Origin of the sequence: Pseudomonas sp. NPDC090208 (assembly GCF_044746785.1) — a bacterium.
Lineage (GTDB): Bacteria > Pseudomonadota > Gammaproteobacteria > Pseudomonadales > Pseudomonadaceae > Aquipseudomonas.
In genome coordinates this window covers 17,217-30,051 of sequence record NZ_JBIVCU010000034.1, presented here as the reverse complement: position 1 = coordinate 30,051, position 12,835 = coordinate 17,217, and the positions used below count along the sequence as shown (strand labels likewise).

At 63.4% G+C, this 12,835-nt stretch carries 11 protein-coding genes; 3 read left to right on the top strand and 8 right to left on the bottom strand.

Going from position 1 to position 12,835, the window contains the following annotated elements:
• Positions 1-470 precede the first annotated feature (470 nt).
• The 3 genes from ACIPL0_RS30710 to ACIPL0_RS30700 are packed head-to-tail and all read left to right on the top strand — an operon-like array spanning position 471 to position 6,271.
• On the top strand, positions 471-3,659 hold the full coding sequence (locus tag ACIPL0_RS30710; protein ID WP_400603016.1) for an efflux RND transporter permease subunit: 3,189 nt from the start codon (positions 471-473) through the stop codon (positions 3,657-3,659).
• Between the two features lies 1 nt (position 3,660).
• Positions 3,661-4,857, top strand: a complete 1,197-nt coding sequence (locus ACIPL0_RS30705) for an efflux RND transporter periplasmic adaptor subunit (RefSeq protein ID WP_400603015.1) — start codon at positions 3,661-3,663, stop codon at positions 4,855-4,857.
• Positions 4,850-6,271, top strand: coding sequence for an efflux transporter outer membrane subunit (locus ACIPL0_RS30700; RefSeq protein WP_400603014.1), 1,422 nt, complete (start codon positions 4,850-4,852; stop codon positions 6,269-6,271). The genes ACIPL0_RS30705 and ACIPL0_RS30700 overlap by 8 nt, the downstream gene beginning before the upstream one ends.
• A gap of 694 nt (positions 6,272-6,965) precedes the next feature.
• On the opposite strand, the gene ACIPL0_RS30695 is transcribed toward ACIPL0_RS30700, so the two are convergent.
• From ACIPL0_RS30695 to ACIPL0_RS30660, 8 genes are all read right to left on the bottom strand, one after another.
• Positions 6,966-7,946 carry a GlxA family transcriptional regulator gene (locus tag ACIPL0_RS30695; protein WP_400603013.1) on the bottom strand — a complete coding sequence of 327 codons (981 nt, stop codon included), beginning with the start codon at positions 7,944-7,946 and terminating at the stop codon, positions 6,966-6,968.
• A 189-nt stretch (positions 7,947-8,135) separates the two neighbouring features.
• Positions 8,136-8,879, bottom strand: coding sequence for a CbtA family protein (locus ACIPL0_RS30690; RefSeq protein WP_400603012.1), 744 nt, complete (start codon positions 8,877-8,879; stop codon positions 8,136-8,138).
• A 22-nt stretch (positions 8,880-8,901) separates the two neighbouring features.
• Positions 8,902-9,081, bottom strand: a complete 180-nt coding sequence (locus tag ACIPL0_RS30685) for a CbtB-domain containing protein (protein WP_400603011.1) — start codon at positions 9,079-9,081, stop codon at positions 8,902-8,904.
• A 28-nt stretch (positions 9,082-9,109) separates the two neighbouring features.
• The gene (locus ACIPL0_RS30680; protein WP_400603010.1) at positions 9,110-9,460 is read right to left on the bottom strand and encodes a nitrile hydratase accessory protein; all 351 of its coding nucleotides are present in this window, start codon (positions 9,458-9,460) and stop codon (positions 9,110-9,112) included.
• Between the two features lie 11 nt (positions 9,461-9,471).
• Complete coding sequence (nthA, locus tag ACIPL0_RS30675; RefSeq protein WP_400603009.1) at positions 9,472-10,092, bottom strand: nitrile hydratase subunit alpha; 621 nt, start codon at positions 10,090-10,092, stop codon at positions 9,472-9,474.
• Between the two features lie 35 nt (positions 10,093-10,127).
• Complete coding sequence (nthB, locus tag ACIPL0_RS30670; protein ID WP_400603008.1) at positions 10,128-10,877, bottom strand: nitrile hydratase subunit beta; 750 nt, start codon at positions 10,875-10,877, stop codon at positions 10,128-10,130.
• 42 nt (positions 10,878-10,919) lie between these two features.
• The gene (locus ACIPL0_RS30665; protein ID WP_400603007.1) at positions 10,920-11,423 is read right to left on the bottom strand and encodes a DUF1097 domain-containing protein; all 504 of its coding nucleotides are present in this window, start codon (positions 11,421-11,423) and stop codon (positions 10,920-10,922) included.
• A gap of 59 nt (positions 11,424-11,482) precedes the next feature.
• Positions 11,483-12,457 (bottom strand): CobW family GTP-binding protein, encoded by a 975-nt coding sequence (locus tag ACIPL0_RS30660; protein WP_400603006.1) that lies wholly within the window; start codon positions 12,455-12,457, stop codon positions 11,483-11,485.
• Positions 12,458-12,835: the final 378 nt, after the last annotated feature.

The following is a 12,835-nucleotide window of genomic DNA, read 5'->3' as shown; positions in this document are numbered from 1 at the left end:
CGCGTGGGCCATGGATGGCCCATTCGCGGCGTGCCCACGGAGCATTGCCGGAGTGAGGGTACACCGAGCATTAGCGAGGTGCCGTATGGCGGGGAAAGAAGCCCTTGGTTACTTGGGGCTTTTCCAAGTAACTCGCCGCCAGGCGAAACAGGGCTGCGTTAGCAGACTCAGCAATCAAAATGACACACCGCAGGCACAGGTTTTACGACGACTGCGTCGCCGCTCGCAGGGCAAGCCAGCTCCTGCAGGGGTACGCGCACCTCGTCAGATACGGACTATTTTAATTCGTTGTTGTATAAAAATACCCACCCTGCGTAAAATTTAAGTGGCATATACCATTAAGTATGAATAAAGTGGCATATGCCACCTTAAGGATGAGCGCTGTCGATCATATCGACCTGGATGTCGAGGCACGGAACCCCACTCCGTCCTCGATTTTTTTATGAATAACGCTTGTCTGGATACTCCCCATGCTTGGCCTCGTGCGCGTTGCTTTGAGACGGCCGTATACCTTCGTCGTGCTCGCAATTCTGATCCTCATCGTCGGGCCGCTGGCGGCCCTGCGGACACCCACGGACATCTTCCCGGAAATCCGCATCCCGGTGATCGCGGTCATCTGGCAGTACACCGGGCTGTCGCCGGACCAGATGGCGGGGCGTATCACGTCACCGTTCGAGCGCGTGCTGACCACAACGGTCAACGACATTCGCCATATCGAAGCGCAGTCGCTCAACGGCTTCGGCATCGTCAAGGTGTTCTTCCAGCCAGGCGTCAACATCGCCACGGCTAACGCCCAGTTGACCTCCGTATCCCAGGCGATCCTGCGCAACCTGCCGCCCGGCACGGTGCCGCCGCTGATCCTCAGCTACAGCGCGTCGACTGTGCCCATCGTGCAACTGGCGTTGTCTGGCAAGAACCTCAGCGAGCAGAAACTCGGCGACCTGGGCCTGAACAACGTGCGTCTGCAACTGACCACCGTGCCCGGCGCCTCGGTGCCGTATCCGTTCGGTGGCAAGACCCGACAAGTGCAGATCGACCTTGATCCGGCGCAGATGCAGGCGCGTGGGCTGTCGGCGCAGGACGTCGCCAACGCGCTGGCGACACAGAACCAGATCACCCCGGTGGGCACCGAAAAAATCGGCAGCTACGAATACAGCCTGCAACTGAACAACTCGCCGGTGGCGTTCAAGGACCTCGAAGACCTGCCGATCAAGACCGCCAACGGCACCACCGTGCTGATTCGCGATGTCGGCACGGTCAAGGACGGCAACCCGCCGCAGACCAACATCGTCCACGTCAACGGCAACCGCTCGGTGCTGATCCCGGTGCTCAAGACCGGTTCGGCCTCGACCCTGGGGGTGATTGCCGGGGTCAAGGACAAACTGGCCGAGGCCAAGTCGCAGTTCCCGGAAAACCTCAACATCGACATGATCGGCGACCAGTCGCTGTTCGTGCGCGCCGCCATCAGCGGCGTGGCTCGCGAAGGCCTGATCGCGGCCGGCCTGACCAGCCTGATGATTCTGCTGTTCCTCGGCAGTTGGCGTTCGACGGTGATCATCGCGGTGTCGATCCCGCTGGCGATTCTGGCCTCGATTGCCGCGCTCTCGGCGCTGGGCGAGACGCTCAACATCATGACCCTGGGAGGGCTCGCGCTGGCCGTCGGTATCCTGGTCGACGATGCCACGGTGACCATCGAGAACATCAACTGGCACCTGGAGCAGGGCAAGTCGGTGGAAACCGCGATCATGGACGGCGCGGCGCAGATCGTGACCCCGGCGTTCGTCTCGCTGCTGTGTATCTGCATCGTGTTCGTGCCGATGTTCTTCCTCGAAGGCGTGGCGCGCTTCCTGTTCGTGCCGATGGCCGAAGCGGTGATCTTCGCCATGATCGCCTCGTTCATCCTTTCACGGACGCTGGTGCCGACCATGGCCAACTTCCTGCTCAAGCCGCACATGCCGGGTGAGGAGGGTGAGCACAAGGCGCCGAGTCGTAACCCGCTGGTGCGTTTCCAGCAGGGGTTCGAGGCGCGTTTCGAGCGTATTCGCAATGGTTACCACGGCTTGTTGCAGACAGCGCTGGAGCACCGCAAAGTGGTGATGGTCACCATCTTCGCCTTTGTCATTGCCTCGTTTGCGCTGGTGCCGTTTCTGGGGCGCAACTTCTTCCCGGCGGTCGACTCCGGGCAGATCCTGATGCACGTTCGTGCGCCGGTGGGCATGCGCGTTGAAAGCACGGCGCGGCTGATCTTCGACGTGGAAAATTCCATTCGGCGGATCATCGATCCGAACGAGCTGAATGCGGTGGTGGACAACATCGGCCAGCCGATCAGCGGCATCAACATGGCCTACAACAACACCGGCACCATCGGCTCCCAGGATGGCGATATCCAGATCAGCCTGAAAGAAGAACACAAGCCGACCGCCGAATACGTGCGTCAGTTGCGTGAACAACTGCCACGGGAATTCCCCGACGCGGTGTTCTCGTTCCCGCCGCCGGACATCGTCGGGCAGATCCTCAACTTCGGCTCGTCGGCGCCGATCGACCTGCAAATCAGCGGCGGCAACCTGCCGGCCAACTTTGCCTTCGCCAACAACCTGCTGCGGGAAATCCGCCGCGTGCCGGGCGTGGTCGATGCACGCATCCAGCAGTCGCAGCAATTGCCGACCTTCAACATCAACGTCGACCGCACCCGTGCGCAACTGGTGGGCATCAGCGAGCGCGACATCACCAACAGCCTGGTGGTCAACCTCGCCGGTTCCAGCCAGGTGGCGCCGACGTTCTGGTTGAACACCGCCAACGGCGTGTCGTACCCGATCGTGTTGCAGACACCGCAGGCCAGTCTCGACAGCCTGGCGGCGCTGCACAACCTGCCGCTGACTTCGGCCACCACAGCCAACGGCAACGGTCAGGTGCTCGGCGGCCTGGCGTCGGTGGAGCGCACCCACAGCAACTCGGTGGTGACTCAGTCGGACATCCAGCCGGTGGTGGAGATCCTCACCTCGGTGCAGGATCGCGATCTGGGCGGTGTCTCCGCCGACATCCAGAAAATCATCGCGGCCCACGCCGGTGACGTGCCGAAGGGCTCGAAAGTCGCGCTGCAAGGCCAGGTGACGACCATGAACAGTGCCTTCAGCGGCATGCTCTTCGGCCTGTTGGGCGCGGTGGTGCTGATCTATCTGCTGATCGTGGTCAACTTCCAGTCGTGGAGCGACCCGTTCGTGATCATCACCGCGCTGCCGGCCGCGCTGGCCGGTATCGTCTGGATGCTGTTCGTCACCCACACGCCGTTGTCGGTGCCGGCTCTCACCGGCGCGATCATGTGCATGGGGGTGGCGACGGCCAACGCCATTCTGGTGGTGAGCTTCTGCCGCGAGCGCCTGGCCGAACACGGCGATCCGCTGCAAGCGGCGCTGGAAGCCGGTTTCACCCGTTTCCGTCCAGTGTTGATGACGGCCATCTCGATGATCATCGGCATGGCGCCAATGGCCCTGAGCCTCGGCGAGGGCGGCGAGCAGAATGCCCCGCTGGGCCGCGCCGTGATCGGCGGTCTGGGCTTCGCCACCGCCGCGACACTGTTTCTCGTTCCGCTGATCTTCAGCCTTGTCCACGCGCGCCAGGGTCGTGCCCGCGTACCGACCACCGCTACCCAAGGGTTTTGACATGCATACCGACGCTACTCCATCCCTGACACCACGCCGCCGCAACGGTCGCGCGCGTTTCGGCCTGTTGCTGGCACTGATCGTGCTGATCGCCGTGGTGTTCTTCGGCATCACCGGTCGCGCCAGTGAATCGAAAGCCTTGCAGACATGGACAGAAAAACAGGCACTGCCCAGCGTGCTGCTGGTCAAGCCGCTGGCTGCTGCTCAAGGCGCCACGGTGATTCTGCCGGGCCGTCTGGAAGCCTGGTCGCGGGCGGCGATCTTCGCCCGGGTCGGCGGTTACCTGAAATCGTGGAAAGCCGACATCGGCACGCGGGTCAAGGCCGGTCAGTTGCTGGCGGAAATCGACACGCCAGAACTGGATCAACAACTGCTGCAGGCCCGCGCCGATCTGGCCACCGCCAAAGCCAACGCCGGGCTGGCCAGCACCAGCGCCAAACGCTGGCAGGCGATGCTCGCGTCGGACTCGGTGTCGAAACAGGAAGTCGATGAGCGCAACGGTGATCTGGCGGCGAAACAGGCGCAGATGATGGCGGCCCAGGCCAACGTCGAGCGTCTGGTGGCGACCAAGGGCTTCCAGCGCCTGACCGCGCCGTTCGATGGCGTGGTCACTGCGCGCAGCACCGATGTCGGGGCGTTGATCAATGCCGGCAGCACCGGCGGCGGCCAGGAGCTGTTCGCGGTGTCGGACGTCAGCCACCTGCGCGTGTATGTGCAGGTGCCGCAGGCCTACGCGGCGCAGATCAAGGTCGGCAGCAGCGCGAAGATCAGCGTGCCGGAGTATCCGAAAGAGCCGTTCACTGCCACGGTGATCGCTTCGGCCGATGCGGTGGCGGCGGCATCGGGCACGACCCTGGTGCAGCTGCAAGTCGACAACCAGGCTGGGCGTTTGCTGCCGGGCGCCTACACCAGCGTGCGTTTCGATCTGCCGTTGCAGGCCGATATCGTGCGCCTGCCGGCGACGGCGTTGCTATTCGATGACCACGGCATGCGCGTGGCGACCCTCGATGGGCAGGACCACGTGCATTTCAAGACCGTGACCATTGCTCGCGATTTCGGTGATGTGGTCGAGATCGGTTCCGGCCTGACGTCTTCTGATCGCATCATCGACACGCCGCCCGATGGCCTGAACGACAACGATGCCGTGCAGGTGTCGAGCGGGGCGGCAGTGGTGGCCGAGGGCAAACCCCATGGTTAAGCACAGCCTGCTGTTTGCGGCGCTGCTGGCCGTCGGCGCCTGCTCGCTGGCACCGGAGTACAAGGTGCCACCGGTAGCAACTCCCGAGCAGTTCAAGACCCAGGGCATCTGGACGACCGCGACGCCAAGCGATCAACTCGACCGTGACGGCTGGTGGCGCGTGTACCAGGACCCGCAACTGGACGCCCTGCAACAGCAATTGCTGGCGAACAACCCCAGCCTCAGCGCGGCGCTTGCTCATTATGTGCAAGCGCAGGCCTTCGTCAGCCAGGTCAGTTCCGGCCTGCTGCCGACGGTCAAGGGCATCGGCAACGCCCAGCGGATTCGCCAGTCCGACACCCGTCCGCTGCGTTCCAGCACCACTGCGAACGTCTACGATTCCGGCACCCTGGGCCTGCAGATCGATTACGAAGTCGACCTGTGGGGCCGTGTGCGCGATTCGGTCGCCGCCGGCACCGATGAAGAACAGGCCGCCCGCGCCGATCTGGCGTCGGTGCGCTTGAGCTTGCAGGCGCAACTGGCTGACAGCTATATCCGCCTGCGCGGGCTCGATCAGCAGACCCGTCTATTGACGGAAACCAGCGTGGCGTTCGCCAGGGCCGTGGAATTGACTCAGGGGCTGCATGCTGGCGGCATCGTGTCCGGGCTGGACGTGTCGCGAGCCAACTCGCAATTGTCCTCGGCCAAGTCGCAGCTCAAGCAGAACCAGGTGCAACGGGCCTTGCTGGAGCACGCCATCGCGGCATTGGTCGGGGCTTCGGCGTCGAGTTTCAGCCTGCCAGCGCAGACCGCTGACTTGCCGGTGCCGACGGTGCCTGTGGCGGTGCCGTCGGCCCTGTTGCAGCGCAGGCCTGACATTGCCGCCGCCGAACGACGGGTCGCTGCCGCCAATGCGCGGATTGGCGTGGCGCGCAGTGCGTGGTTCCCGACACTGACCTTGAGCGCCCAAGGCGGCTATCAGAGTGATGAATTTGCCCATCTGCTGAGTGCGCCGAACCTGTTCTGGGCCATTGGTCCGTCGCTGGTGACCACCTTGTTCGACGGTGGCTTGCGTGAGGCACAGGTCGATTCGGCCAGGGCGGCGACCGACGAAGCCGCCGGCAAATACCGGGCGCAGGTGCTGGCGGCGTTCGAGCAGGTCGAAGACAACCTCTCAACCATCGACGGCATTGGCTCAGCGCTGGACGACCAGCGAGCGGCGGCACAGGCGGCGCAGGACACCGAAAATCTGTCGCTGGCCCGCTACAAACAGGGCGCGGTTGGTTACCTCGACGTGGTGGTGGCGCAGACCGCATCGCTGCAAGCCCAACGCAGCGTGCTCGATTTGCAGACCCAACAACTGACCGCCAGCGTCGGCCTGATCAAGGCGCTGGGTGGCGGCTGGAACAGCCAGGAACTGGCCTTGAAGCGGTAACAACTGGCACCTCAGGTCTGTAGCCGCCTGGCTTGCCAGCGAATGCGCTGGGTCTGATGCCTATGTACCGTTTGACCCACCGCCTTCGCGAGCAGGGCTCCCTCCCACAGGTCCGATGTTGTCTGGCGGATGTGGGCCGGGAATGACGGACTGCTAACGGGGATCGGGGTGTACTGAAATCCATCGGACAACCCAAAACCCGTGGGAGGGAGCCCTGCTCGCGAAAGCGCCAGTTCAGTCGATGCAGTATTGCCTGACCCACCGCCTTCGCGAGCAGAGCTCCCTCCCACAGGTCAGATGTTGTCTGGCAGAAGTGGGCCGGGAATGACGGACTGCTACGGGGATCGGGGTGTACTGAGATCTGTCGGACAACCCAAAACCTGTGGGAAGGAGCTCTGCTCGCGAAAGCGCCAGTTCAGTCGATGCAGTATTGCCTGACCCACCGCTTTCGCGGGCAAGCCCGCTCCCACAGGTCCGATGTTGTCTGGCGGATGTGGGCCGGGAATGACGGACTGCTACGGGGATCGGGGGGTACTGAGATCTGTCGGACAACCCAAAACCTGTGGGAGGGAGCTCTGCTCGCGAAAGCGCCAGTTCAGTCGATGCAGTATTGCCTGACCCACTGCTTTCGCGGGCAAGCCCGCTCCCACAGGTCATATGTCGTTTGGCAGATGTGGGCCGGCAAGCCGGGCGGCTACAGGGCGTGCATTGCATCCGAGCGAAAGCGCTGGCGGTATTCCACCGGGCTGATGGCCAGACGTTTTACGAACACCCGGCGCAGGGCATCGGCGTTGTCGAAGCCGCAGCGGTGGGCAATTTCTTTCATCGATTGTTCGGTGGTTTCCAGATACCGCCGCACCGCGTCGATCCGCGCATCGGCGAGAAAGGCCATGGGTGATGTGCCGGTTTCCTTGGTGAACAGCCGCGACAGGTTGCGCGGGCTCATGTGTACCCGTTCGGCCAGCGACGCCAGGCTGTGTTCCAGATGCAGGTGGGCGAGCATGTAATCCTGAATCGCCTCGATATGCGAATCGACACCGCCCTGGACATCCAGCAGCGGGCTGAACTGCGACTGCCCACCGGCGCGGCGCAGGTAGACCACCAGGTATTTGGCGACATCGATGGCCATGCGCTTGCCGAAGTCTTCCTCGATCATCAGCAGCGACAGGTCGATCCCGGCCGTCACCCCGGCGGTGGTGTAGATCGTGCCGTCCTTGACGTGGATATGGTCCGGGTCGACCTGCGCCGACGGAAACAGCTCGCTCAGGTGCGCGGCGTCCATCCAGTGGGTGGTCACCGACTTGCGTTCGATCAACCCGGCGGCGCCGAACGCGAACACCCCATTGCAGATCGCCGCCAGACGCCGACAGCGTTTTTCCTGGACCTTGAGCCAGTCGCACAGGGTCGAGTCGGCGTACACATCGAAAATCCCCAGCCCGCCGGGCACGATGATGGTGTCGAAATGCGGGCAGGGGTCGAAAATCGTGCGGTCGGGGATCACCGTCAGGCCGCTGGACGACAGCAGCGGGCTGCGTGTGGTGCCGACGGTGAGCATCTCGTACTCGCATTCGCCGTTGCTCAAGACCTTGACCTGAGCAAAAGCGTCCTTGGGGCCGGCGATGTCCAGCAGTTGAAAGCCGGGGAACAGCACCATGCCCACGCTGATCTTGCGCATAGGGTTTCCTTTGGAAGGTGAAGCAATCGCCTTGGAGGTAGAGAACACGAGCCCTGTGGGAGCGAATTCATTCGCGAGAGGCCCACACGAACGACACAGATTCATCGCCTGATATACCGCCTCGCGAATGAATTCGCTCCCACAGGTCAAGGCCATCGCTTCCGAGTCGATGGCCATGCAATTCCCGGGCTAACGCATCGACGCCAGGGCACTCATGTCCTGCGATGCCGGCACTTGCCGCTGGAACCACCAACCGCTCAGACCGCCCAGGGCCATCCAGAACACGCCGTTGACCAGCAGCGACGCCAGGCGGAATTGCGCCTGCAACGTATCCGGTGCCAGCGCGTGGTGCTCGGGCGGTTGCGGTGCACCGATCAGATGCGGTGCCACGATCAGCGCCACCGCCAGCAGCCGCCACAGCCAGTGCCGGCCGAACGCCAGCAGGGCCAGCCCGACCGCCGTGGCCAGCGCCGTGGCGCCCCACCAGTCCTGCCGCCGGGACAGCTCGGCGGCCACGGTGCCGGGCAATTCCGGCGGCAGGCCGGCCGACGGCGCCAGACAGAACGTCGCATAGCCCGCCAGCCCCCACAGCACGCCGTGCCAGGCCTTGCCCGGTGCCCGCAGGTTATACAGCGCCGACAGCAGCAGGGCGAAGCCCACGGCCACCAACAGATCGCCGCCGAAGGTCGACAGCGTGCGCTGCCAGCCATCTTCCGGCGTCCAGGCTTCGGCGCTGTGTTCATGCTCATGAGCGCCGGCTGCGTGCTCATGAACCGGCTGCTCAGGGACTTGCTGCTGATGGCCCGCTTCGGCGTTTTCATAGACTTCCGCCTGCAGGATCAGCGGCGTGACCCACAGGCTTTGCAGCAGGCTCAACAGCAGCGCGGCAACGGCGCCGCTGTAACAGGCGGTGGTGAGGATGCGTTTGAACATGCTCGGGTGCTCCGCAGCGGAATCAGTGGCAGGGGAAACCCGAACTGTGGCGGGTGTCGTGGGCGGCGTTGTGGACCAGTTCCAGGTGCGAGAAACCGGCGAAGTACACCAGCGACAGGCCCATGAACAGGGCGCCGACGCTGATCAGCAGGCGATTGCCCAGAGTACGGCCGGCGGTTTGGGTGATAACGGTGCTGCTCATGAAGAAATCCTCGAATCAGTGGGCAAAGTCAGTGGGACAGCGTGTCGGGTTGCAGGGCGTTCAGCCGCGCCTGCAGTTCATCGGTGTCGAGCAGCGAGTGCTCCTGCAACACCTTGATCAGCGCTTCCAGATAACGCTCGTAGTAGTCCCACGGCGGTTGGTTGTCGCAGGGCAGTTCTTCCCAGCGGGAGATCGAACCGATCAGCTGTTGCCGGAACGCCTCCCACTCGAAATGCCCGGCCTTGGACAGGGCCAGCGCCAGGCCGTAAAGGCTGCGTTGCCAGTCCTGGCTGAAGTGCAGACGGCCCTGAGCGCGCGGCGGCGAGTCCTTGTGGCCGAGCATGCTGTTGGCGGCGAACTCTTCGAATCGGGTAAACATGGCGCAATCCTCTAGGCAGGCAGTTCGACCAGCGCCACACCCATCATCGATTCAGGGGTGACCAGTGCCGCCAGTTGTTCCTCGTTCAGATGCGCAGAGTTGGCCGGACGTTCCGGCACCACGAACCAGCGGATCTGCGCGCTGCTGTCCCAGACGTCCACTCGCGTCTCGTCGCTGACCGGCACGCCGAATTCGCGCAGCACCGCCCGCGGTTCACGCACGCCACGGGCGCGGAAGACCGGGTCCTTGTACCAGTAGGGCGGCAGGCCGAGGATCGGCCACGGGTAGCAGGAGCACAGCGTGCAGATGATCAGGTTGTGTACGTCCGGGCCGTTGGCCACCGCCAGCATGTGTTCGCCCTCGGCGCCGCCCATGCCCTGGGGCAGGTCCAGTTCGGCGATGGCCTTGGGCGTGTCGGCCAGCAGGCGCGCCTTGTACTCGGCATCGACCCAGGCGCGGGCGACGATTTTCGCGCCGTTGAACGGCCCTGCCACGGTTTCGAAGTGGCTCAACACCGCGTCCACCGAGTCGCTGCCGATCACGCCTTTTTCGATCAGCAGGGCTTCCAGGGCGCGAACCTTGGCCGCGCTCTCGGCCTCGCGTTGCTTGTCGTAGTCAAACAGTTGGCTCATGAAACATCTCCATCGAAAAGTGAATGCCCGGGGGATCAGGCCTGCAGCGGCGGGCGCAGATAGGCCTCGAACAGGTCGGCGTAGATCGTGGTGTTGGGCTCGCACATGTCTTCGCCCCAGATGTCCGCCGCGTCGAACGCCACCCGGTAGACCGGCATGGCCTCGCCGATGCCGTCGGGGCCGGTGTTGACGAAGTAGGCGAAAGCGCCGGGGTAGACCTCGACGATTTTCCCCGGCTTGTTGCGCAGGTAGCCGGGCAGACGGGTGTGGTCGACGGTCATGGGGTCGGCCACGCTGACCTCGGCGCCATCGGTGAACAACGGTTGCCCGGCGTAGGGCCTGAGCCCCGAATCGCCCTCCTGCAGGTAGCGCACGATCTGTTCGCGAATCGGTGCGCTGGGCTGCTCCGGCAGGGCGGCATCGGGCTGCTCGCGATAGTGCGCGGTCCTGTTGTCCAGTTCATCGCGGCTGATGTAGCCCTGATCGACGAAGAAACCGGAAATCCCCATCAGCCATTTTTCGTAATAGCGGAACTTGAAGTATTCGAACGGGTGCATGCCTTCGGCGCCGGTGCGCAGTGACGCCCAGGTCCAGTCGCTCTTGAACGTGGTCGGCAGGGTGGCCATGGGATAGCCGGGCAGGGCGTCGGCCAGGTGTGCGCTCTCGGCCATCATGGTCGTGTGAATGCCGAAGATGCGTTTTTCCCAGGGCTGCACGAACACTTGTTTTTCGAAGGCCACAGGGCCGAGGTTTTCCAGCCCGCCGAGGCTGTGTTGTAATTTCATCGGGCGCTCCAGTTTCAGATGAAAAATGTGGGGTGAAGGGCGTCAGGCCAGTTGCGTGCGTGTCTTGCTGGTCAGGGCATCGCCGAGGCGTTCCGAGACATAACCGAACACGGCGCCGGTGATCAGGGCGGTGGCGGCGATCAGCGCCGGGTTGTCCAGGCCGGGCGTGGTCATCGGCTTGCCGCCGACTGCCGTGGTGCCGACCGTGGAAGCGAAGCCCCAGACGATGGCAGGCAGAATGCTCAGCAGCGGCACTTTCGAGGCCTGGACCATCAACGCGCTGCCGGCACCGACCAGAATGGCGATGAAGAACGGCGCCTCGCTGACCGTGGCGATGCCCAGCAGCACCAGCGAACTGATCACAAGGCCGGTGAGGTTGGAGGCCACGCTGCGAACGAAGCCGGCACTGCCGCCGCCGACAATGAAGAACGAGGCCCAGGCGATGAACGTGACCCAGACCGGCACCGGCAATACGGTGGCAGTGAGGTAGGTGTCCAGCACGGCGAGCAGGCCGATGCTGACGGTGTAGGCTTCTTGCTTTTTCATGGTGGCATTCCTGTGATTGACGGGTAGGTATGGGCAGCGGAAAAAGTCGGGGCAGAAGATCAGGCCGCGATCAGGCACTCGAGAAAGCCCTGGCGCAGCTGTTCGCTGTCCAGATCGCGACCGATGAACACGAAGCGGTTGTCACGGGATTCATGGGCCTCCCAGCGTCGCCCCGGCACGGCTTCCAGCAGCATGTGAACGCTGTGGAAATGGAAGCGGCGGGCTTCGCTGGAGAAGTTGAGCAGACCTTTCATGCGCATCAGGCGCTGGCCCTGATCGTTGACCAGTTGATTGATCCAGCGGTTGAAGCGGTCCGGATCCAGAGCCCCTTCGATGACCACCGAGCAGGACGAAATCGAGGCGTCGTGCTCATGGTCGTGGCCTTCGTCTTCAAGGATGTCCGGCTCGATCATCAGCAGGTTCGGCAGCGAGAACCGCTTGTTGCCGAGCAGGGTGTCGACCGCGACCTCGGAATGGTTGGTGGCGATGACACTGGCGGTGCTGTTGAGCAGACGCACCTGACGACCGATGTTGGCCAGCGCCTCAGGGTTGATCAGTGCGGTCTTGTTGAGGATCAGGGTGTCGGCGAAGGCGATCTGCTCGCGGACGATTTCGTCATTCAGTTGCCCGTCCAGATGCAGGGCATCGACCACGGTAATCACCGATTCCAGCTCGACCCGGCTGCGCAGGTCGGGATCGGCAAGAAACGTCTGTAACACCGGTGCCGGATCGGCCAGGCCTGAGGTTTCCACGATCAGCCGGTCCAGGCGGTGGCCGGCCAGGTCGAGCATCTGCCTGACACTGGCCACCAGATCGGCGCGCACCGTGCAGCAGACGCAGCCGTTGTTGATTTCGATCAGCGCTTCCTGTTCGGCGACGATCAACTGGCCGTCGATGCCGACTTCACCGAACTCATTGACCACCACGCCGATCCGGTACTGGCGGTTGTGGTTGAGCAAATGGTTGACCAGCGTGGTCTTGCCCGCGCCGAGAAAACCGGAAATGACCGTGACGGGAATTTTGCCGAGCGCCATGATTTCGCACCTTTTGTAGTCATGGAAAAGCGCTGCCGGAGCAGGCAGCGTTGGGGCTACAAGTGCGATTTCCAGTCCGCTTTGCGGCGCCTGTCTGCGGTGGACAGACAGTTGTCACGATTGGTCAGCTTCTGTGGCTTGATCGGCTGGTATGAACAAAAAAAGCAGAATCCTGCAGCAATTGGCGGGATTGGTCGGAAGGGAAGAATGGTGCAGACAGCACCGTTTTGAGGCGTGCCGCCCGGTAGATGCGATGTGTGGGGGCCAGCTTGCTGGCGAACGCTTCAGTTCAATCAATACAGTGTTGCCTGACCCACCGCCTTCGCGGGCAAGCCCGCTCCCACAGGTCATGGAAATCCATCGGACAACCCAAAACCC